Here is a 22,019-nt window from a genome sequence, read left to right on the forward strand (position 1 = left end):
ACATCTCCTATTCCGGCGGCGCGGTCACCGCGACGTACACCGCTATTTGCGAACCCAGGTTGAACGCGGCATGTTCTTCGCCGATGGGAACGAACAACGCTTGCCCAGGTTTCGCCGTGAACTTGTTCCGCTGACCATCCATAAAGGTCAGCTCGCCTTCGAGGATGTACAAAATTTGCTCCGAGCGCGGGTGAATGTGAAAAATGGATTCGCCGCCCGGTTCGAACACACCCAGCTTGACGATGCACGTCTGTGCGCCCGCCATCGGTCCGGCGATTTCTTGCGCGGATGCGCCAGTGTGATCGGGCGTGGGGACGACGGGGTTCGTTGCAACATTAACCAGTTTCAATTTCTTCTCCTCGTCAAGACCCGAAGGGTCGCTTGCGCGGAAACCCTTCGGGTCTGTGCCTTGTTCTAGTACTCTTTGTATTTTTCTGCGATGTCGGGCGTGACGATAACGGTGTTCGTGCGAATCTGCTGCGGCACGGCTTCGCCGTTCAAACATTTGACCATCGCCGCGACGCTATAGTACGCCTGATTCTTCACATCCTGGGAAATCGTGAATGCGACTTTGCCGGCTTGCATCGCCTTGACGGTGGGTTCTTGCACGTCAAAACTGCCAATGACGACATCCTTGATCTTGCCGGCGGAGGTCAACGCTTCAGCGGCGCCTTCGGACATGTTGCCGCCCACGCCCACAATACCCTTGATGTCGGGCCAGCGTTGCAGATAATCCTGGGCGACGGTTTGACCTTCTGCCATCTGCCAGTGCGCGGTCTGGACGGCGTATTCGATGCCAGGATATTTTGCCATGACATTCTTGATGCCTTTGATGCGATCATCCGAGGTTTGCTGACCTGGCACACCTTCCAACGCCAAGAGTTTGCCCTTGCCACCCATGCGCTTTGCCATTTCCTCGCCGAGCACTTCGCCAACCTTAATGTTGTCCACGCCGACGTACGCGACATAGTCGCCGCCCGAACCCATCGTGTTGTCGTACACGACCGGAATACCGGCGGCGTTGAGTTTCTTGATGCCGACCGCGATGGCTTGCGTATTCGTGGGCGCGAGGACGACGCCATCCACATCCTTGTTGATCAAATCTTCGAGAATGCGAACTTGTTCTTCGACGTTGTCGGCTTTGGTGGGCGTCAGAACGGTAATGTCAACGCCCATGTCCTTGCCGGCTTGCTCGGCGGCTTTTTGGTGTGTCATCCAGACGGGCAAGAAATTCTTGAACACGACGGCGATCTTGTAGCGTTTCTTCCCGGTGACCTTGGGATCAAAATTGGTTACTGGATCAGTCGTGCTAATCTTGCACGGCACAGCCGCTTTAGCGCCAGCGGGCGCCGCCGCAGCAGCAGTCGGTGCGCCAGCCGCTGTAGTTGGCGCGGGCACTTGAGGCGCTGGGGTTGCTGGCGCGCAGCCGGTCATCACAACAAGCGCGACGACGATCAACAGCGCGAACACGATGAGCTTTTTCATTCTAACTTCCTCCTTTGGATTTGCATTGGGACTCGTTCGATGATTCCCGGTTCAGTTTGAATGCGAACACAAATAGATTGAAAATCAATTCGATGCGCCACCTCCTGGTTGTCCATCCGAATCAAACGAAGATAGTTGCAGTCACGGTACTCGACGATGAATCAGTACGGCTCTCCCGCTTGAGCTGGAAATTAAAGCTCACAAACCAGAGATTGCACGGATTTCACAGATAAAAAACAAAATCCGTGCAATCTGTGAAATCAGTGGTTGTCTTTTCGATTCAAGTCAGAAGAACCATCGGCGTGAATGTCTCACGTTTCCTCTGGCAACGACTTGCGAACCCATTGATCTAACAACACGGCGATGACGATCAACGCGCCCAGGACAAAGGTCTGCCACTCGGATTTGATGCCCAGCAAGACCATGCCGTTCTGCACAATCGTCATGATGAGCGCGCCGATCAACGTGCCGACCAGACCGCCTTGCCCGCCGAACAAACTCGTGCCGCCGATGACGACTGCCGCGACCGTCGGGAGCAAATACGCGTCACCCATGTTTGGTTCCGACGCATTCACGCGCGCGACGAGCACCACTGCGCCGAGCGCGGACATGAACCCGCTGAACAAGTACGCGAGAACCAACGTACGATCTTTTTTGATGCCCGACATACGCGCGGCTTCAGGATTCGCGCCGACCGCATACATGGAACGTCCAAACGTTGTTCGCCGTAACAAGGTGTACGCCAACGACCAGAACAACAACATGACGATGATCGGCGTGGGAATGCCGAACACATTGCCGACTCCCAGGAAGCGAAATGTCGGATCGAAGGCGGAGATGACGATGCCGTTCAAGATCACGAGCGCAAAGCCGGACGCCACCCACATCATGCCATACGTCGCGACAAACGCGGGGAGGCGCACGATGGCAACCATCAAACCGTTAAAGAAACCGAGCACACTCCCCAGGATCAACGCGGCAACGATGACGATGGGAAACGGCACCTCGGCGCGCAGCAGGATGCCGGTCAGCACACCACAGATCGAGACCACCGCGCCAATCGAGAGATCAATGCCGGCGGTGAGGATGACGGTCGTTTGTCCGATGGCGAGAATGATCAGGACACTCGCAACGGTCAGGACGTTCAACAAGTTGGTCGGCGTGAAAAAGACCGGCGATAGAATCGTCATCCCGATGCACAACAGCGCCAAAACGATCAAACGCGAACCGCTGTAGAGAAAGCGCAAATCCAAACGTCCGGCGCGTGTTCGCGCAACACTGATGTCGCTCATTGCACTGTCCCCCTTCGCTTGAGCATCACGTCGAACACAATCGCGGAAATGATGACGACGCCGATCACCGCTGGCTGCCACATCGTCGTCAAGCCAACAAAGTTCAATCCGTTGCGCAAGACAGCGATCAACGCCACGCCGATCACGGTCCCGCCCACACTGCCGTTGCCGCGCTCGAAACTCGTGCCGCCTAAAACCGTCGCGGCAATCGCGTCAAATTCCCAACCCACGCCGACGAGCGGTTCGGCGGATTGGAGTCGCGCGGACATCACGACGCCGCCAATCGCGGTAAGCGCGCCAGCAAAAACGTAGATGGCAAATTTCCACCAGTTCGTACTCACGCCCGACAAGCGCGAGCCGTTCTCATTCCCGCCAATCGAAATGACATAGCGTCCAAAGGAGGTGTGGTACAGGACAATCCACGACCCGACGAACACCAACAACGCGATGATCGCGGGCATGGGGATGATTCCCAGGGTCCCGCCGCCGAGATGAACGTACTCCGGCGCTTCGATGTAAATCGCAGACGCGCTCGTCAGGACGACGGCAAGCCCGCCTGCCATTCCTTGCATGCCGAGTGTTGCGATGAACGGCGGCAACTTGGCGAAGGCAACGAGTGCGCCGGTCACCGCGCCACACACTACGCCGGTCAGGATTCCGACGGCGATGGCGACCAGGAAAGGCGCGCCGGCTTGGAGCGAGAGCGCCGCCATCACCCCCGACAAAGTGAGCAAACTGCCCAACGAAAGATCAATGCCCTCGCTCAGCAGCACGAACGTCGCTGCAACTGAAACCATCAAGAGCACCGATCCTTGCAGGACGATGCTGATAATATTTCGCACGGTGAAAAAGCCCGGCGCGGCGACACCAAAAAAGATCAACATCAGCAGTACCACCCACACGACCGGGGGCACACTTTTCCAGAACTTGGTTTGGATCAGTGATTTTTGCATGTGCGTTTCCTCTCTCACCAATCACTTGACGTTCGCGGGAACATCCGTCCCTGCCGTCGCGATTTTTTCTTCGCCGGTTGCCCCGTTGCCATTCTTGCGTTGAAAGCGGGCGTCTACCTGGTGTCCCATCGCGTACGCGACAATGCTTTCCTGGGTCGCGTCCTGGCGCGGCACCTCCGCAACGATGCACCCCTCGCGCATCACGTAAATCCGATCGCTCATTCCCAGGATTTCCGGCAGGTCGGACGAGATCATCAATACCGCCGCGCCTTGCTTCACCAGTTCGTTCATGAAATTGTGAATCTCGGCTTTCGCGCCCACGTCAATCCCGCGCGTCGGTTCGTCGAAGATAAAAACTTTGGACTGGGTACACAGCCATTTGGCGAGCACGACTTTTTGTTGCGTACCGCCGGACAGGTACTGCGCGAGACGCGCGATCGAAGGAGTAGCAATTCTCAAATCCTGGACATATTTCGCGACGACCTCACGCTCTTTGCCGTTGCTCACAAACCGGCGCGGGAACAAACGATGCAAACTCGCCATCACGACGTTTTCCGCCAGAGGCAACACAAGCGCCAAGCCATGCGCCTTGCGATCTTCGGGCAACAGTCCAACACCCAGTTCCACCATTTTCGCCGGCGAATTCGATTTGACGGAGTTGCCAAAGACGAACAATTCACCCTGGTCGTAGGTATCCACGCCAAAAATCGCGCGCGCGAGTTCGGTGCGTCCCGCGCCGACGAGACCGGCAAGCCCGACAATTTCGCCGCAATGCAGATTCATGTTGATGTCGTGTAATTTTTTGCCGCGCGATAACGCCTTGACGCGCAACGCTTCAGTTCCTTGGGGCTGATAATCGCGATGAAACATTTGCGTGATGGTGCGTCCGACCATCATGCCGACGAGTTCATCCAGGTCAACCGAGTGAATGTCCCGCGTGCCGACATATTTGCCGTCGCGCAGCACAGTGACGCGATCACCAATTTGGTGGACTTCTTGCAAGCGATGCGAGATGTAGACAATGCCGATGCCATGTTTTTTGAGCCGATGAATCGTCGCGAAGAGTTGCTCGATCTCGCGCTCGGTCAGCGACGCGGTCGGCTCGTCCATGATGAGCACCTTGGAACTCATCGAGAGGGCTTTGGCGACTTCGACCATCTGCTGTTGCGCGGTTCCCAGGTCTACAACCTTGGCATGGGTGTCAATATCCATGTTGAGACTGGCTAACAGAGTGCATGCTTCGGCGTGCATTTTGGCATGATCGAGTAAGCCCCAGCGTTTGGGGAAGCGCCCGAGGAAAATGTTTTGGGCGACGTTCATGTAGGGGATGAGGTTGAACTCTTGGTAAATGATGCTGATGCCGAGTTGCTGGGCTTGACGCGGCGTCGCAAAGCGAACTTCTTGACCCTGGAAGATAATTTTGCCGGCGTCCGGGTGGTACGCGCCGACCAGCACTTTCATCAAGGTAGATTTGCCCGCGCCATTCTCGCCAAGCAAGACGTGTACCTCGCCGGGCATCAAACCGAAATCAACTTTGTCGAGAGCCAGCACGCCCGGAAAGTTTTTGGTAATTCCTTCCGCTTTCAACAAGAGCTGTTCTGCCATAGAATACTCCTTGTGGACTCGGACGTTTGGGCGAGTTATTCGTCACCATTTGGTTGGATGATCACTTTGAGCGCGCCACCCTTGCGTTGGATAAACGTCTGGAATCCTTCGTTGATCTGTTCCAACGAAAAGTGATGTGTGATCAACGGCTTGGCGCAAATTTTCCCCGAGCCGAGCAACGCGAGACTACGTCCGCAGTCCGCCATGCCTTCGCCGCGCACACCCGCCGCCCGTAAATCGTCGAGCACAAATTTCTTGAGGTTGATCCGCGGCATTTCGACCGGATCGCCGACGAACGAAATGCGCGCACCGCGCATCGCCATTTCAATCGCTTGCGCCGCGGCGACCGGATGCCCGGAACATTCGACGATCAATTCCGCACCCAGACCGCCGGTTTCATTCTTCACGACTTGAACCGGGTCTTGATTGTTGACGTTGACGACGACATCCGCGCCTAATCGCTTGCCCATCGCAAGGCGATCATCGCGCGTACCGGTCAAAATCACTTTGGACGCCCCCAGCGCCTTGACCAACTGCACCGCCATCAGACCAATCGGACCAGGACCCAGGACGGCGACGGTTTCGCCGCCCATCAACCCGCCCACATTGTCGAGCGCAAAGTGAACGCACGCCGCGGTGGTGATGAGTGCGGCTTCTTCGTACGAAACCGAGTCCGCGATTTTGTACAGGTTGCTGATGTGATTCACCACGTACTGCGCGTACCCGCCATTCGTTGTAAAGCCGTAATGCCGATGCCCGGTTTCTGGCTTACCATAGTTGAGACAAATCGTGTAGCGTCCGCGCTTGCAATTGATGCAATGCCCACAACCCTTGTGGCTTTCAATCGCAACGCGATCACCCGCTTGAAACTGAGTCACGCCCTCGCCCACGGCGACAATCTGTCCGCTATATTCATGCCCGGGAATAAAGATCCCATAGTTGGGCATGGGGTTCCAACCATGCCCGATCAGGCGCGGATCCGTACCACAAATCGCGCATGCGTACACTTTCAGGAGCACTTCCAAGGGACCGGGTATGGGCACAGGATAGTCTTGAACTCGCAAGTCGTTCTGACCATAAAGAACAGCCGCGCGCATCGTCGTTGGTATTGCCATTCCTTTTCTCCTCATAAAGATTTGTTACCACAAGTATCTCAGCCGATCCTTGCGAAAGTTCCGAATCACCTGTCAAGGAATTGCACGTTCAAACCTTCGCAAGGTTGAGCAGTCATCGCCACAAAAACAATATGCCTCTCCCGCTCAGAGCGAGAGAGGCACACACGACCCCTGGTCTGAATTCGCATTGTGAAATTCCAAGCCCCATCACTTGGACGCTGCAAACAGTCGGGAAACAAGTATCTTGTATATTGTATCCAAGATACATTATACTTGGCAGACGCCGTTCTGTCAAATCGCGCGCTCCGTTGTCCGGCGAACAAAAATGCGGATGAAGGATTTCCTCCATCCGCACTCTGCCACGCCGAAACAGTATGAGTTAGTCCACACGTTGCGGGAACGGACACAAATTCTCACAACCGGTTTTCGTGACCGCCAAATTATCTTCGAGGCGGACGCCGCCAAACCCCGGAATGTAGATCGCGGGTTCAATCGCAAAGACCATACCCTCTTCCAAAACGTCCGTGCTGGCAGGATGCAATGTCGGTGGTTCGTGGAACTGCAAACCAACCCCGTGACCGAGTTGGTGATTAAAGTACTCGCCAAAGCCGGCGCGATCAATCACCCGGCGGGCGATCGCATCGAGATCCGCGCAACGCACGCCCGGCTTGACCGCGGCGATGACCGTGTTGACCGCTTCTTGCACCGCGTCGAAAATGCTTTTCGCTTTCGCGTCCGGCGTGCCGACAAAAAATGTGCGCGTGAGATCGTTGAAATATCCATTCGTCATCGCGTCGAGTTCGACCAACACCGGTTCACCCCACGCCAATCGTTTGTCGGTCGAAACACAAAACGGTCGCCACGAATTGACGGAATTCACACCAGACATGACGAAGCAATAACCACGCGAACGCGTCACGTTTTTGTACCCGACGCCGCGTCCATAGATGCGTCCCTCAACTGCGCCGGCGATTTCGGCTTCGCGCACGCCCGCCGCGATCATTTCGCGCGCGGCATCATAGCCCATCGAAGCGACTTGGTTCGTGATGCGAATCTGCGCGATCTCTGTTTGCGATTTGACGATGCGCGAGTGCTTGATGACGTTGGTCGCATCCACGAACCGGGTTTGCGGCAACGCTTGCTTGAGCGCGTGGATCGTCGCTTCGGTCACGACGCGCGCTTCCGCCGCGACGTTGTTGCCGGCAACGAGTTCGAAATTGCCTTCGTAGCCGACCGTCGCGTTGCCATAGTTTTTCTCCGCCCACAGGTCGCGCAACAACGCTTGGGTTTGCGCGGTTGGATTTGCCAACGCCTGCATGGTGATGAAACGAAACGTCCGCTGGTCCGTCACCCAGCCCGCCGTCGCGTAATCCAATTCCGAGTACGGCATGATGAGCGTCGCATCGCCATTCGCCGGCACGATGGCAAGCGATGCGCCGATGACGGGCCAGTACCCAGTCGCATACAACACATTTTCCGGCAAGCGACACAGCAATACGTCAACGCCATCCTTCGCCATGATGCTTTGCAAACGACGCACTCGTTCACGATCCATGATTCCTCCCGATTTGATAAATGGTTACAATTATCGAGACTGTAGCACGCTTACCGACAATCCTCAAACTCACCACAGAGTCATAGAGAGCACCGAGTTTTTCCTATATTTTCTCAGCGTCCTCTGCGTCTCTGTGGTGAAATTGACTTGCTTTTCGGTAGCCATGCCACGCTGTCCAATTATCATTATGAATGGTTGGCGCGAAAGTGCAAGGTCTGCATGATAAAATCGTCACGGAGTTTTTTCAGCGCCTCAATATCCTTCACTGTCCAATCGTAAAAGCCCTTGCCGCTTTTCACGCCCAGGTCGCCTTGCTGCACCTTGTCGGCGAAAACCTGGGTCGCGTGGGGTTCATTGTCGAGCGCGGGGAGTACGCTGTTTTGAATCGCGAGACACATGTCCAAGCCCACCGCGTCAATATGTTCCAGCACACCCCACACTGGTAACCGAATGCCCAGTCCGTTCTTGATCGCCGTGTCCACATCTTCCGCGGTGGCAATGCCTTCTTGCACGACGTTCGTCGCTTCGCGGATCATCGCCTGGAGAATTCGATTCGCCAACTGCCCCGGCAAATCCTTGCGCACGAGAACGGGTTTTTTCCCACACTCGCACAAAAATGCGAGAAGCGTTTGCGCGGTCTGCTCGGAGGTATCCGGACTCATCACCACTTCGACGAGCGGCACCAGATGCGGCGGCATCCAAAAATGCGTCGTCGCACAACGCGCGCGCTGCGTGGCGCGCGCGGAGATTGCGGTGATGCTCAGACCGGACGTGTTCGTCGCGAGAATCACGTCCGGCGCGGTTAGGCGATCCATGCGTTCAAAGAGTTGTTGTTTGAGTTCCAGGTTTTCGTACACCGCTTCAATGACAAGTTGAACGCCCTGCACGCCCGCGTCGAAATCGGCTGTGCCATGCACCCTGGGTTTCCCGGCGTTGAGCGCCGCCGTCGTGGTGAGTTCGTTCACCAACAATTGATCCATCACCGCGTAGGATTTGGCGACACCGTCTGCCGCCCAGTCTGGTCGTTCGCCGATGAGCGTCACGTCGTACCCTGCCAGCGCGACGACTGCCGCAATGCCAGGTCCCATCATGCCCGTGCCAATCACTGCAACTCGCTGAATGTTCATTTTGATTTTTCCTGACTCTAATAAAAGTTCGCCACAGAACCACACGGAAACACACAGAAAAAGAAATGTGACATTGGTAAAATACTCACGCGTTCGGTTCGAGCACAACTTTGATCGCGTTGTCACGCCGATGGACGAAATAATCAAACGCCGTCGCAAAATCTTCGAGCGGAAAAACGTGCGTGATGAGATCGGCGACCATCAATTGCTTGGCGGCGATGAGATTGATTATTTTGGAGGACGTATTCGGATTGGCGCGCGAACCAAAAATCGCGATCTCATCGTGCACGATGCGGCGCGTCGGCAATAAATCCTCAATCCCTTGCGCGGGTGTGCCAAGCAAAGCCACGCGTCCGCCTCGACGTACCATTTCGACGGCTTGGCGAAATGTGCTCGCCGCGCCGGCGCATTCGATCACTTCATCCACACCGTGTCCGTCCGTTGCCACGCGTACGACCCGCAACGGATCGTCTCGCTCAAAATCAATCAACACGTCCGCGCCGACAAGTTGCGCGGCTTGCAAGCGCGCGCCGCGATCAATCGCGATGACGCGCGCGGCGCCCATCAAACGCGCCAAGCGCATTGTGATGAGACCGATCGAACCGGCTCCGATGATTGCAATCGTTCCGCCCGGCGTGACGCCGGTCAATTCCAAACCGTGCAACCCAGCGCCGGCGGAATCCACAAGCGCGCCTTCGCGGAAAGTCATTTCGGCTGGGATGCGATTTACGCTTTTGATCGAAACGACGATGAATTGTGCGTACGCGCCGGGCGAGATGAATCCATAATGCCGGTGACCGGTTTCGACGCGACCATAGTTTTCGCAGAGGGTGTATCGTCCTGCCAGGCAGTTCGCGCAAACACCGCAACCTTTGTGCGCCTGCCCGGCAACTCGGTCACCAATCTGTAGATCGGTCACGTCGTGACCCAGCACGACAATTTCGCCAGACCATTCGTGCCCGGGAGTGAACGGATACGCGGGGGGCCACACACCAGCCGATTCGCCGCGCACGATTTCGGGATCGCTGCCGCAGATGGCAACGCAATGCACGCGACACAGCACCTCAGTCGCCGCGACCGGTGGTACGGGCACCGTCCGAATTTCAAATTTGCCCGGCGATGTCAACACCAGCGCGCGCATTTCAAGAGGTATGGATCGAAGCACGTAAAATCTCCAACGGGCGTTTGCGATTCGAGGATCTATCCAGAGGTTTTCTTTTCAAGCGCATTCAACAGACGGACTGCCGTACGTTCGTGATGATCATTCGCGTACTTTTCCGCTTTCACTGCATCGTGTTTCCTCAGCGCATTCGCGATACGACGATGCTCTTCGATAATTTGATCAGTGCGACCGGGCAGTTGCACACTCGTATTGCGGAACGGTTGGCTTGTGTCGTACAGATTTTCCAAAAGTTCCTGGAGGCGCGGCGCACGGGCGGCTTTCCAAATCACCACATGAAAATCGCGGTTCGCGCGCAAAAACGCTTCCGTCTCGCCGGCATTGATCGTGGTCTGCATTTCGTCCACGCGCGCGTTCAGTTGCGCAAAATCTGCATCGGTTAGATTTGGCGCGGCGAGCCGCGCCGCTAAACCGTCCAAGACCGCTCGAATGTGATAGAGTTCGATGATCTCCGGTTCGGAAAATTCGCTAACCACCGCACCGCGATGCGGCGACATGGTGACCAAGCCGCCGACTTCTAGCCGGTGAAGCGCCTCGCGTACCGGCATTCGACTGACGCCCAACTCTTTGGCTAAATCTTCGGCAATAAGATGATGCCCCGGTGGATATTTGCCATTGAGGATTGACTCGCGGATTGTGTCATAAACGATTTCCTGCATCGTGCGATAGGCGGTAACCATAGTGAAGTATTCTCCGTAAATCCAATCGGTTTGTTATGAATATTGCATCCAATATCCATTATATTGCATGAATGGCACGGTTGTCAACACCAGATCGCATTGACTCAAATGCCAACCTTGCGAAGGGTATCAATCTCGTTGCGACGGTTTTTCAAAAGTCATTTGCAGACCCATCCCCCTGCCCCTTCCCTATAAGGGCAGGGGGTTGGGGGTTAGGTTAGCAAGTGAGTCAAGCGACTTTTGAAAAGCCGTGTCTCGTTGCCGAGACAGCGCGCCTTCAAACCTTCGCAAGGTTGAACAGTTACAAACTGGGGAACAAGTACGTGGGGAAAACAAAAAAGTGGTATCTACTTCATTCGCGTTGGCGCGTATTCATTTTGCCTCGGGTAACGTCAATCCCAAAACAAATCCTCCGTCAATTCGCAATGTCGCGCCCGTCACATAGTCCGCATCCTCGCTGGCAAGATAGGCGACGGCTTTCGCCACATCGTCCGCCGTGCCCAACCGTCCCCAGGGGATTCGTTTTCCGCCGGCTTGAATTTCTGATTCGCTGGCAAAGGCGCGTTCGCCGGGCGTATCAATCCATCCTGGGTTGATCATGTTGACATTGATGTGATGCGGCGCGAGTTCGAGCGCCAGCGTGCGTCCCAGGTGATTGATGGCGGCTTTGGACATGTTGTACGCCGCGTTCGCGGCGGGCGCGAGTTCTTCGAGGATCGAACTGATGATGATGATCTTGCCGCCCGGGCATCCCGCGTTGCTCTGCTTGACCATTTGCTGGGCAGCGAACTGGCACGTGTGAAAAACACCAAACTGACTGACCTCGATGGTGCGCCGCACGTTCTCCCACTGCGCGTCAATCACGCGCTCACGTACGGACATGGCGGCATTCGCGACGACAATATCAATCTGCCCAAAGTGTTCGACAGCAATATTAAACATCTGCTCCACGGCAGAGCGATCCGCAACATCCGCTTGGCAGACGAGCGCGCGTTGTCCCAGGGTGCTCACGTTCTCCGCAACATCGTGGGCATCATTCAAATGTGACCGATAGTTGACGACGATGTCTGCCCCTTCCGCCGCGAGACCCAGCGCGATGCCGCGTCCAATGCCGAGCGATGCGCCGGTAATCAGCGCCACCTTGCCTTGAAATTTCTTCATCCCCATGCTCCGTCTCTATTTCCTCAGTGATTCATTCGCCAACCCGACCCATTCCAATCGCCGCGAAGTGAGCAGACCATAATTGTAATAGTAGACCGCGGCGCACTCGGCGGCTTGCGCGGCTTTCGCTTGGGCGATCAACGTTGTGTTATCCTTGATGTTTGGCGCGCAAACATTCAAGCCGGCAACCAGCGCGGTATTCGGCGCGAGCGCGCGCGCCCACTGTATGTCGGCGGTCACTTGCGCGGCGTCATCAAAGTATGCCAGGACGACCAGCTCGTCGCTGACCGCGCCGAGCTGGGAGAGCGGTGCGGCTTCGATCCACGCGCGCGATGCTGGACGATGAAAGCTCGAAGGGATCGTGTCTAGCGTAACCCGATACGATTGCGTGATCGCACGAACACTTGCGACGAGTCGAGTCACACTTGTCGCGCAAAGACGAACATACGCGGCGAGACCTGTGATTTCGATCAATAGTGAAGCGGCTTCGCTCTGTGCGAACTCGGGCGGTGCGGAAGACTCTTCATTCAACAAGCGGCTCACCCAAGCCGCGACACGTTCGCGCAATGTTTGGACATCAATGCCCGCTTGCATCGCGCGTTGGGCACATTCCCGGCAAAAGCAAAGCGACAAAAGCAATTCTAACGCTTCGCCCCACTCCGTCATAAATAATTCGTGATGGACTCCGTGACGCATCCCCAAATATCCGACGGCTTCGAGAATGATGCGTTGGGGTTGGAATTGTTCACACACATCATGCACCAGCCCGTGCAGATAACGTTGCGCTTGCGGTTGGCTGGGACACAAAGCATACGTGTAAATGTCGCCGAAACAGTTTTGCATGCACACGTCAGGATGTTGCGTGCCCAGCGTCGAATTGTGCAAACCCACGACCCACAAACCAAAGTCCATGCCGTGCGCCGCGCATAAGTCGCGTGTTGTTTCGATAATGCGCGATTGCGCCAGGCGCGCGTCTGGGATTGGCGTCAATCCGTCTGCGTCATACCGTTGACGTTGCGGTACGAATGCGGCAATCGCGCCGTCGAGCTGGTATGTCTTCGGTCCGCGCGCGCGCGGACGCAACAAACGCGCATGATGATAGTTGCAATTGAGCGCAATCGCGTTGCAATGCAAACGCGTTGCCATCGTTTCGATAACCGTATTCGGTTCTTCGTCCAAGAGATCCCAGGGATAAGCAAAGAAACCGCGACGCATAGTCTCCTTTTGCGCTAACACCACAACTCCCGCGCAATGTCCGCGAGTCCCAGACGCTCCAACACCGCGCGCGTCGGAATAGCGGCATCGCGCGTCCATCCCATCTCGTCCAAGTGTTCGTGAAGCATCTGCTCGACCTGCACCGTAATTCCAGCGGTCGGTCCATTCGGCAAAGGTGGGACTCCGTACGCGCGCGCGGGAATCGGTTGCGTGACTGCATTGATACCTTCGCGCACGTTGAATGCCTGGCGCACGTTCGCAATGCGTTCGCCAGTAATGAGCATATCGTCAACGGTGAACGGCATCCCCGTCACCGCGCTGAGAAATTCTGGAACAAACGTCACATGCGTGGACGTGTAGCCGAACAAGCACAACCCTGACGCGTTCATCGTGTGATTGAGGCAACTCGCTTCCTTCATCCAGCGTCCGCGACCGGCTTGCTGATCGCGTTTTTCGCCATAACCCGGACGCACCGATGTGAAACCGCTCGGCACGGTGAATTGACACGCCTGCGTGTGGCGTCCCGGCGTCGCATCCATTTTGTAGATCAGTCCCAACCCAGGTTCGAATCGCGGATCGTGCATCGGCAGTTCTTGTCCGCCGACGTGGATCGCAAACGCCTCCGCGCCATTGCCCAACTGCTCTGCCGCGCGTTGGACGCCGCCCGCGAGAACATCGCCGAAATCTTCGCGCCGCGCCAGTTTCTCCAGCATGGCGTTCATCGCGCGATGATCGCCCCACGTCAATTCGATTCCGCCGGTATCGCGCGCGGTGATCAGCCCATGCTCGAAACACTCCATCGCAAACGCGATGCACGCGCCGGCGGAAATCGTGTCCAAGCCGTAACGATTGCACAACTCGTTCGCTTTGATGATCGCCGGATAATCGCCGTTCAACGTCATGCTCCCAAACGCAGAGCCGGTTTCATACTCGGGTTGGTGCGCCTCGATTGTTTCGCCGGCGTACTCGACGCGACTCGTGCCCCAACAACCAATCGGACACTGCCAGCACGATTTGCGCTTGACGCGATGTTTCAGCAACTCGACGAATTCCAACGACTTGGTTTCGCCGAACTGCGAACCACTGATCGCCCAATTACGCGTGGGCGTGTCGCCGTGTTTGATGCCATACGCGAGATAACCCGGCGTGCCGGTTTGTTTGTAGAAATCCGCCGCGCCCACACCGCGATTGATTTCTTGGACGTATTTATTTTTGGCTTGCTGAACGGCGGCAGCATCCGCGAGCGGAATGTTGAGCGTACCGCGCGCGGCAATCAACTTGATTCGTTTCGCACCCATCACCGCGCCGACACCCGAACGCGCGGCGGCGCGTCCCTGGGAATGAATGATCGCCGAAATCAAGGACTGCTTTTCGCCGGCGGGACCGATGCAAGCCGCTTGTACTGCGTGACCCAGTTCGGCTTTCACCCAGTCTTCGATCTCGTAACAATCCTTGCCCCACAAATGTTGCGCGTCGCGCAACTCGGCGCGGCGATTATCGAGATAGAGATACACGGGATTCGCCGCGCTGCCGCTGAAAAAGACCGCATCATAGCCGGCGCGTTTGAGCGCGACGCCAAAATATCCGCTCGCGTTCGCGTCACCCCAACCGCCGGTGAGCGGTGATTTGCAAACGACGGTCCAGCGCGTCCCGGTTGGCGCGGGTGAACCGGTCAACGGTCCCGTGAGAAATCCCAGGATATTTTCTGGTCCGAGTGGATCTATCCGCGGCTTGATCCGCTCGTACACCAATCGCGCGCCGACGCCATACCCGCCGATGAAATCACGACCCACGTCTGGGTCAAGTTGCTCTTCGCGCAAATTGCCCGTATCGAGATTCACCCAGAGGATTGTGCCGACATAGCCACCTAACATTCTCGTCTCCTTCGATAGAAACCAGGTTTCTCGGAGAAACCTGGTTTCTGCATCTCCGACAAACGACTAGTACGCGCCAAACTCTCGAATCGCCTCCGCCATCGCGCGCACATTGTCTGGCTGGGCGTACGATGGGATGCTGTTGGACGAGGAAATCATATAGCGCGCGCCGGGTTTGCCAATCGTCATACATTGGCGGACCGACTCGCGTACCTCATCAGGCGTGCCCGCGCTCAATGTATCCACCGACACGTTGCCGACGATGCACACGCGCTTGCCGTACTTGTTCTTCACTTCAGCGAGATTCATCGGACCCGGTTCAATCGGATGAATCGCGCTCATGCCGAGCATCAACAGATCATCGAGCACGGGCATCAGGTTGCCGTCGCTGTGAAAAATCCAGGGCAACGTGATCGCTTCCGCCGAACGACGAAAGGCAGGCATAAAAAATTGTTGAAATGTTTTACGCGAACAAAAGGGTCCCGATTTGAACGCCACATCGTCAAAGCTCCAGATGAAATCGAATCCCATTTGACAGAGCCGTTCGGTGACGATGACTTGCCAATCTACGTAGCGTTTCAAAACTTCTTGGATCAGATCAGGATCATCCGCCAGCGCGTACGAAAAATTTTCCAGTCCCATGCTCAAGAGCATCGGCGCGACGCCGTGCTTGATCGCCGCGGCGGCGGCATAGTCGCCTTTTTCGTCGAGGACACGTTGCGCGTGGCGATAGAATGCCGGTTCGCGCGGATCGGGAAAAATAATTTTGTCGAGGTCGGCGCGCGTTTTGATCCAGCCGGTCGTCACGTACGGTTGTCCATCACTGCCGACCCCTTGATCGGCAAAGTACGGAGGAAACATCAGCGCGACCACCACATCGCGCCCGAAGAAATCGGAGATCTCGCGCTCGCTGACTTGGCGCTCACAGCGCATCAACTCCCGCGCGATGTTTTGCGCGATCGAACCTTCGCAAAAGGGAACGCGATCGGGCTGTTCGCCGGCAAGCGTACACATGACTCGTTCACGTGGTTTCATGGTCTTTGCCCTTACCCAGAGATGGGATATTTTCCGTACTCGCGCGTCGCCTGGATCATCGCTTTGAAGTTTTGCAATTTCACATAGTACGCCACGGTATTGCTCGAACCGACCGCGTACCCGCCGCCCGGCGCGAGCGCGCGAATTCGTTCTCGTACTTCGGCGGCAACCTCCGCCGGCGTGCCGAGCGAAAGTATCTCCCCGATTTCGATGTTGCCCAGCAACGCGAGCCGTTTGCCGTACTCGGCTTTGAGCGCGCGGCTGTCCATCGCTTTCGGTTCGACCGGGTGAATCGCGTTGAACCCGCAGTCCAACAGATCGGGCAAAATGGCGCGAATGTCGCCGTCGGTGTGAATCACCAAGGGCAAGTCCTTGCGTTTGCAAATGTCGCCCATCTCTTTGAGATAAGGAAACAGATACTGGCGGAAAAATTTTGGATGAATCAGCGTGCCTGAGGTGTATGCCAGGTCGTCGCCGTACCACATCGCGCCGATGTGTTCCATTTCGACGATGCGGCGAAAGACTTGCACCTGGGTTTCGCCGACGCGCCGAAACAATTCGGCAACCAGGTCAGGTTGATCGGTGAGCGCGAAACAGAACGGGTTGAAACCCATGATGCGCCACACGCGCGTGAAAATACCGCCGACGCCGGAAATGATTTCCATCCCAGGATACAGGCAACGCGCGCATTCGACCAGATTGCTGTAATCAATCGTATCGGGATGAGGAAAAGGATACGCGTGGTATTCGTCCCAGGTGCTGACCAAACTTTCCGCTTCACTCTCCCACTTGCTCACCTGCATATCGCCGGCGTAAATGTGATCTTCCGCGCGATGTCCATCGCCGACCATGCGGTACTCATAGTTCGCGCGCAGATAGATGTAATCGTACCCGGCGCGGTACCAGAATTCCACATCGTCCTGCACGCTTTGAATCGGACGACCCAGGAATGCTTGCTTGATTTGCCAATCCACGTGCAACTCGGCGTTGGGCACGCGGTCCGGTTCGCCTTCCAACGTCAACACGTGGCGCAAACGATTGAAATCCGGATCGAGAGGAACAAACTCATCGTTGGACACTTGCGAAATCCTCGCGCGCCTGACTCAACTTGGCTGGCTCGGCTAGCAAATCAATTGCCGCGCCCGCGAGCACGCATGCGCCGTCCAACATTCCCTGGAATGCCATCTCAGTGACAGAGTTTTCAGCGACCTGGACTGAATGCCAGGGAATTCCGGCAGGATGCGTCTTGATCATCAATGATGCTGCCGGCAATTGCTGACTCACGTTTCCAAAATCAGATGATCCGTTCATTTGCAACGGAGCCGATTCGAGCGGATGTCCGAGCGCGGAGAAATTTTCAGCGATCAAGCGATTCAACGTAGCGTTGAGACGCGTGTTGAACACCGTCGTCGTGTGGAGAATGTCCACCGTCGTGCCCGAGGCGATTGCACCCGCGCGCACACATTCTTGTACGCGGGCGTACACCTGCTCGAGCAAATGGGGATCGGGCGCGCGCACCATGAACCGCGCCGCCGCGCGTTCGGGGATAATGTTCGGCGCTTGCCCGCCGTCGGTGATGATCCCGTGAATGCGGACTTCGGGGCGCAGTTGCTGGCGCAGCGCGTTGATGTTGAAAAACGCGGCAAGCAGTCCATCGAGCGCGTTCGCGCCATTCCACGGATCGGCGGCGGCGTGTGCGGGACGCCCGTGAAAAATCAAATCGAACGCGACGAAACCCAGGTCACCGCCAAGCAATTGATTGTCATAGTACGGGTGGAGCATCAACGCGATGTCTATCCCATCGAACGCGCCGGCTTCAAGGAGTTTGACCTTGCCCTCGGCTTGATCGAAAAATTCTTCGGCGGGTGTGCCGACGACGCAAACGCTGCCGCCGGTTTCGGCGATGATCGTCGCTACGCCGATTGCCGCGCCAACCGCTGCCGCGCCAATCAAATTGTGTCCGCAACCATGCCCAACGTTCGGCAGGGCATCGTACTCGGCGAGGAAGGCGATCGTTGGCTGAGTCATACCGCGCCGCGCGAGGAACGCGGTCGGCAATCCGCCGTAGGGCTTGGTCACGTGAAAGCCGTGTCGCGCCAGCATCTCGCACAACCAGCCACTGGCTTTTTCTTCCGCGTAGCCCAGTTCAGGATTTTGTTGAATGTGCGTTGCCAGGTCGCAAAGTTCACGCGCTTGATTTCGAATCGCCTGCCACGCGGTTTGTTTGAGCGAACGGGTTCGGATCATTAATATTTCCGTTTCTTCTGACTCATGGAACCACAGATTTCACGGATTTCACTGATAAGAAAAAAATCTGTGTAATCCGTGTAATCTGTGGTTTACGAATTCCAGTTCATGGTTTGATCGTCGAGTTCCATTCATCCGCCGCGTCGAACATCGCGCCGATATTTTGCGGCGGAACTTCGGCTTGAATGTCATGCACTGCGGCGAGAACATAGCCGCCATCGCGCGTCAAATCATCCAACCGGCGAAACACCTCGCGGCGCACATCGTCCGGCGTGCCGCGCGGGAGAACATGCTGAGTGTCAATCGCGCCCCAGAATGTGATCTGGTCGCCCCACTGTTTTTTGAGCGCGGCAGTATCGTTCATTCCGCGCGCGGACACTTGCACGGGATTGAGCGCGTCCACACCCAGGTCAACGAAATCGCCGATGAGCGAAACAACACTCCCGCACGTATGATACAAGACCTTGAGTTCGCTCGCTTTCAACGCGTCGAACACGCGCTTGAGACGCGGGCGGAGCAAGGATTGATACACGCGCGGCGAAACCATCGTCGCGTTTTGCAGCGCGATGTCATCCGCGTAAATCACAATATCGGCGTCATCGCCGACCGCGCGCATCATCGCCTCGGCTTCGCAGAGCCAAACGTCGAGCACGCGATCCATCAACGCCGCGGCGAACCTGGGATCGCTCACCAAGTCCATCAGCCACAGATCAAAGCCGCGCAGAAACTGGCATTGGTGCATGAAACCAACTTCCAAATTGAGCACTAGCGCCTTGTCCGTCGTCGCGCGCAAGTGGCGCGCCTGCTGCGTGAGAATCGCAAAATCACTAATCGGTTCCGGAAAGTGAAACGCGTTCAAATCGCCGACACTTTGCGCGGACGCGAGCGGCGGGCGACTGACGTAATAGTGCCCGCCCTCGGCGGGCAATTTTCGTTCGATGCCCCAACGATCTACAAAGGCGCGGTTCGCGTCCAACTCAATCGTTTGCCCGGCGACATCCGGAATCAAAGGCAAGAGATCAGCGCCAAAGCGTTTTTGAATCGGCGGCTCGACCCAAACGAGTTGGGCGCGCGCGCTCAGGTAACGAAAATCATCATCCAGACCCAGGTGACGCTTGAGCGCGCGATACGCGTGCGGGTGAATCCCGGTCGCCGTCGTACTGCCCAGGTCGCGCGGCGCGCGGTCGGGCGAGTGGTGATGCAATGCCGCCAGGACGCGTTCGCGTGAATTCATTTCGCTCGCCCCACCCAATCGAAAAAGCCGACCGCGCGCAAGTCATCGCGCAGGTGCGCTTGCTGTTCCTCGTTCAACGCGACGAGTGGCGTGCGCGGCATGCCGCATTCGACGCCGTGAAAACGCATCGCGGCTTTGGTCGCGGCAATGACGCCGTACTGCGCGATCACCAGGATGATGCGATCAATTTGAAATTGCAGTTCTTGCGCGCGTTTCAAATTCCCGCATTGCCACGCGGCGTACAGTTCGAGAAATAATCGCGGCATACAATTGTACGTCGTACCGATGCCGCCCTGGACACCCATCACCAAAAACGGCAACAGCATTTCGTCGGGACCCGACAAGACGTTCAACCCAGGACAGGTCTCCATGATGTCGCGCAAGGTCAGCATATCGTACGAGGTGTATTTCAATCCTTGGATGGTCTGCGTCTTGAAGAGATTGGCGATGAGCGCGGCGCTGAGTTGAACCTGGGTCGCTTCGGGAATATTGTAGATATAGAGCGGCAAGCCCTGTGTCGCCGCCGCGATGCGTTGGTAATGCGTGGCAATACCGGTTTGCCCGGCGTTGTAGTAGAACGGCGGAATCGAAGCGACCGCATCCGCGCCGCACGCGCGCGCGTGTTGCGCCAAGCGTTCGGAAACCGACGTGGCAATCGCGCCGACGTGAGCGATGACCGGAACGCGATGCGCGACTTGGCGGACGACCGTTTCAACGACCAAGCGTCGCTCGTCTTCCGTCAACAACAATCCTTCGCCCGTACTGCCGCACAGGTAAAGCCCGTTGACTCCGCTGCCGATCAGAAATTCGACGAGTTCGCACAACCCGTTCGTGTCTACCCGATCATCGGGGGTCAGTGGTGTGAGGAACGCGGGAATGATTCCGGTTAACAAGCTTGCCTCTTTTTCTTTGTCGTTGCGAGGGTGGTCTTTGACCGAAGCAATCCCCAACCCCACCCAGCCCTCCCCTTATAAAGGGGAGGGTAGGGAGGGGTGATTGCTTCACCGCTTCGCGGCTCGCAATGACAGATGGATGTTTCCAAACAGCGTTACTGCACGCATCCGCGCGCGGCGACATCCCAGATATCCACGAGTACGCCGCGCTGAACGACGTACAACTGGTTGTGCAAATTGGTCGTCGTGCAACAGTGATTCGGAATGAACCGCACCTTGTCGCCAGGGCGCAGATGAACCAGGTCTGGATTCGCCAAATCGAGAACCGCGTGCTCCTCCGAAAGATAACGCATCGTCGCACCGGCAACATCCACGAGTTGCGGAAAACCAAAATCCTTTGTCATCGCTTTGAGTCCGGCGTCGGTCACGAGTCCGCGCGGCGTTGAGCGACTGAGCACCGTTGAGAGTACGCTCAACGCTGGCTTGAATTCGGGACGGACTTGCAAGTAAGTGCAATCCATAAAAACGTACGAGCCGGCTTGAATCTCAGTCAGCGGCGGACATTCACTCGTAATGTCGTACGTGCCGGTCGCGCCGCCGCTCACGATGCGCGGCGCAAGCCCAGCGCGCGTCAACATTTCGCCAGTCGTTTGCAATGGTGCGAATGCTTCACGTACCTTGTGTACGCGCTCGTCGGGGTCGGCGATCAAAACCAGGTGCCCTTCATACGCTTGCAGTCCAGCGAATTCCAAATTCGGCGCATCCGCAATTTGCCGCGCGAGTTCCAGAACCGGTTCACCTGGCATCGCGCCACAGCGTCCCATGCCAATTTCCACCTCGATCAGCACGCGCAGGTTCACACTCTTGGCGCGACATGCCGCAGATAAATCGCGCACATTGTCGGGTTGATCCACGGCAACGATCACATTGCATTGTCGCGCCAGATCAGTGAGGCGCTCCAGCTTGGTTGCGCCGATAACCTGGTTCGCGATCAAGATGTCGGTGACGCCCGAGCGCGCCATCGCCTCGGCTTCGCTGACCTTGGCGCACGTGACGCCGATTGCGCCCGCCGCGATTTGTTTTTGCGCGATCTGCAAACACTTGTGCGTTTTGATGTGCGGGCGCAGCGCCACCGATTTACCGGCAAAAAAATCTGCCATCGTGCGGATGTTGAACTCGAGTGCGTCCAGGTCTACGAGCAATGCCGGCGTGTCGAGTTCATCAATCGTCATCCCAGGTTTGGGATTATAGTTCATCAACATTCTCCCGCATTCGATACCTTCGCCAATTTAATTTCCTTCATCCGCGAATCTCGCGAATCTTCGCTAATTTTGTTTTTTAGTCGCGTGATTCGCGTTATTCGCGGAT

19 protein-coding genes are annotated in these 22,019 nt (G+C 56.6%); all 19 read right to left on the reverse strand.

The window, feature by feature from the left end:
• Positions 1 to 7: 7 nt before the first annotated feature.
• Positions 8 to 349: a cupin domain-containing protein gene (locus tag HY868_26275; protein MBI5305663.1), complete on the reverse strand. Its 342-nt coding sequence runs from the start codon at positions 347 to 349 to the stop codon at positions 8 to 10.
• A gap of 65 nt (positions 350 to 414) precedes the next feature.
• The gene (locus HY868_26280) at positions 415 to 1,485 is read right to left on the reverse strand and encodes a sugar ABC transporter substrate-binding protein (GenBank protein ID MBI5305664.1); all 1,071 of its coding nucleotides are present in this window, start codon (positions 1,483 to 1,485) and stop codon (positions 415 to 417) included.
• Between the two features lie 311 nt (positions 1,486 to 1,796).
• Positions 1,797 to 2,777: an ABC transporter permease gene (locus HY868_26285; GenBank protein ID MBI5305665.1), complete on the reverse strand. Its 981-nt coding sequence runs from the start codon at positions 2,775 to 2,777 to the stop codon at positions 1,797 to 1,799.
• Positions 2,774 to 3,730: an ABC transporter permease gene (locus HY868_26290; protein ID MBI5305666.1), complete on the reverse strand. Its 957-nt coding sequence runs from the start codon at positions 3,728 to 3,730 to the stop codon at positions 2,774 to 2,776. Before HY868_26290 ends, HY868_26285 begins: the two co-directional genes overlap by 4 nt.
• A gap of 21 nt (positions 3,731 to 3,751) precedes the next feature.
• A complete protein-coding gene (locus HY868_26295) occupies positions 3,752 to 5,335 on the reverse strand; it encodes a sugar ABC transporter ATP-binding protein (protein ID MBI5305667.1) in 1,584 nt (527 codons plus the stop codon).
• 35 nt (positions 5,336 to 5,370) lie between these two features.
• Positions 5,371 to 6,450 (reverse strand): alcohol dehydrogenase catalytic domain-containing protein, encoded by a 1,080-nt coding sequence (locus HY868_26300; protein MBI5305668.1) that lies wholly within the window; start codon positions 6,448 to 6,450, stop codon positions 5,371 to 5,373.
• A gap of 379 nt (positions 6,451 to 6,829) precedes the next feature.
• Positions 6,830 to 8,005: an aminopeptidase P family protein gene (locus tag HY868_26305; GenBank protein MBI5305669.1), complete on the reverse strand. Its 1,176-nt coding sequence runs from the start codon at positions 8,003 to 8,005 to the stop codon at positions 6,830 to 6,832.
• Between the two features lie 185 nt (positions 8,006 to 8,190).
• Complete coding sequence (locus tag HY868_26310) at positions 8,191 to 9,132, reverse strand: 3-hydroxybutyryl-CoA epimerase (GenBank protein MBI5305670.1); 942 nt, start codon at positions 9,130 to 9,132, stop codon at positions 8,191 to 8,193.
• An 85-nt stretch (positions 9,133 to 9,217) separates the two neighbouring features.
• Positions 9,218 to 10,273, reverse strand: coding sequence for an alcohol dehydrogenase catalytic domain-containing protein (locus tag HY868_26315; GenBank protein ID MBI5305671.1), 1,056 nt, complete (start codon positions 10,271 to 10,273; stop codon positions 9,218 to 9,220).
• Between the two features lie 59 nt (positions 10,274 to 10,332).
• On the reverse strand, positions 10,333 to 10,992 hold the full coding sequence (locus tag HY868_26320; protein MBI5305672.1) for a GntR family transcriptional regulator: 660 nt from the start codon (positions 10,990 to 10,992) through the stop codon (positions 10,333 to 10,335).
• Between the two features lie 372 nt (positions 10,993 to 11,364).
• Positions 11,365 to 12,153, reverse strand: a complete 789-nt coding sequence (locus HY868_26325) for a glucose 1-dehydrogenase (GenBank protein MBI5305673.1) — start codon at positions 12,151 to 12,153, stop codon at positions 11,365 to 11,367.
• A 15-nt stretch (positions 12,154 to 12,168) separates the two neighbouring features.
• On the reverse strand, positions 12,169 to 13,368 hold the full coding sequence (locus HY868_26330) for a hypothetical protein (protein MBI5305674.1): 1,200 nt from the start codon (positions 13,366 to 13,368) through the stop codon (positions 12,169 to 12,171).
• A 14-nt stretch (positions 13,369 to 13,382) separates the two neighbouring features.
• Positions 13,383 to 15,242, reverse strand: coding sequence for an aldehyde ferredoxin oxidoreductase family protein (locus HY868_26335; protein MBI5305675.1), 1,860 nt, complete (start codon positions 15,240 to 15,242; stop codon positions 13,383 to 13,385).
• A gap of 66 nt (positions 15,243 to 15,308) precedes the next feature.
• Positions 15,309 to 16,277 (reverse strand): hypothetical protein, encoded by a 969-nt coding sequence (locus HY868_26340; protein ID MBI5305676.1) that lies wholly within the window; start codon positions 16,275 to 16,277, stop codon positions 15,309 to 15,311.
• Positions 16,278 to 16,288: 11 nt separating this feature from the next.
• Complete coding sequence (locus HY868_26345; protein MBI5305677.1) at positions 16,289 to 17,356, reverse strand: hypothetical protein; 1,068 nt, start codon at positions 17,354 to 17,356, stop codon at positions 16,289 to 16,291.
• On the reverse strand, positions 17,343 to 18,524 hold the full coding sequence (locus HY868_26350) for a M20 family metallopeptidase (GenBank protein MBI5305678.1): 1,182 nt from the start codon (positions 18,522 to 18,524) through the stop codon (positions 17,343 to 17,345). The genes HY868_26345 and HY868_26350 overlap by 14 nt, the downstream gene beginning before the upstream one ends.
• 106 nt (positions 18,525 to 18,630) lie before the next feature.
• Positions 18,631 to 19,758, reverse strand: coding sequence for a hypothetical protein (locus tag HY868_26355; GenBank protein MBI5305679.1), 1,128 nt, complete (start codon positions 19,756 to 19,758; stop codon positions 18,631 to 18,633).
• Entirely contained in the window at positions 19,755 to 20,651 is an 897-nt protein-coding gene (locus HY868_26360; GenBank protein MBI5305680.1) for a dihydrodipicolinate synthase family protein, read from the reverse strand. The genes HY868_26355 and HY868_26360 overlap by 4 nt, the downstream gene beginning before the upstream one ends.
• 155 nt (positions 20,652 to 20,806) lie before the next feature.
• Positions 20,807 to 21,913, reverse strand: a complete 1,107-nt coding sequence (locus tag HY868_26365) for a DSD1 family PLP-dependent enzyme (GenBank protein ID MBI5305681.1) — start codon at positions 21,911 to 21,913, stop codon at positions 20,807 to 20,809.
• Positions 21,914 to 22,019 lie beyond the last annotated feature (106 nt).

The organism is Chloroflexota bacterium (genome assembly GCA_016219275.1).
Lineage (GTDB): Bacteria > Chloroflexota > Anaerolineae > UBA4142 > UBA4142 > JACRBM01.

Bases quoted from the DNA above. Each gene is read 5' to 3' on its own strand.
- HY868_26330 (MBI5305674.1), bottom strand. From the start codon at position 13,368: ATGCGTCGCGGTTTCTTTGCTTATCCCTGGGATCTCTTGGACGAAGAA.
- HY868_26325 (MBI5305673.1), bottom strand. From the start codon at position 12,153: ATGAAGAAATTTCAAGGCAAGGTGGCGCTGATTACCGGCGCATCGCTC.
- HY868_26335 (MBI5305675.1), bottom strand. From the start codon at position 15,242: ATGTTAGGTGGCTATGTCGGCACAATCCTCTGGGTGAATCTCGATACG.
- HY868_26310 (MBI5305670.1), bottom strand. From the start codon at position 9,132: ATGAACATTCAGCGAGTTGCAGTGATTGGCACGGGCATGATGGGACCT.
- HY868_26280 (MBI5305664.1), bottom strand. From the start codon at position 1,485: ATGAAAAAGCTCATCGTGTTCGCGCTGTTGATCGTCGTCGCGCTTGTT.
- HY868_26300 (MBI5305668.1), bottom strand. From the start codon at position 6,450: ATGGCAATACCAACGACGATGCGCGCGGCTGTTCTTTATGGTCAGAAC.
- HY868_26340 (MBI5305676.1), bottom strand. From the start codon at position 16,277: ATGAAACCACGTGAACGAGTCATGTGTACGCTTGCCGGCGAACAGCCC.
- HY868_26355 (MBI5305679.1), bottom strand. From the start codon at position 19,758: ATGAATTCACGCGAACGCGTCCTGGCGGCATTGCATCACCACTCGCCC.
- HY868_26290 (MBI5305666.1), bottom strand. From the start codon at position 3,730: ATGCAAAAATCACTGATCCAAACCAAGTTCTGGAAAAGTGTGCCCCCG.
- HY868_26350 (MBI5305678.1), bottom strand. From the start codon at position 18,524: ATGATCCGAACCCGTTCGCTCAAACAAACCGCGTGGCAGGCGATTCGA.
- HY868_26365 (MBI5305681.1), bottom strand. From the start codon at position 21,913: ATGTTGATGAACTATAATCCCAAACCTGGGATGACGATTGATGAACTC.
- HY868_26305 (MBI5305669.1), bottom strand. From the start codon at position 8,005: ATGGATCGTGAACGAGTGCGTCGTTTGCAAAGCATCATGGCGAAGGAT.
- HY868_26295 (MBI5305667.1), bottom strand. From the start codon at position 5,335: ATGGCAGAACAGCTCTTGTTGAAAGCGGAAGGAATTACCAAAAACTTT.
- HY868_26320 (MBI5305672.1), bottom strand. From the start codon at position 10,992: ATGGTTACCGCCTATCGCACGATGCAGGAAATCGTTTATGACACAATC.
- HY868_26315 (MBI5305671.1), bottom strand. From the start codon at position 10,273: ATGCGCGCGCTGGTGTTGACATCGCCGGGCAAATTTGAAATTCGGACG.
- HY868_26285 (MBI5305665.1), bottom strand. From the start codon at position 2,777: ATGAGCGACATCAGTGTTGCGCGAACACGCGCCGGACGTTTGGATTTG.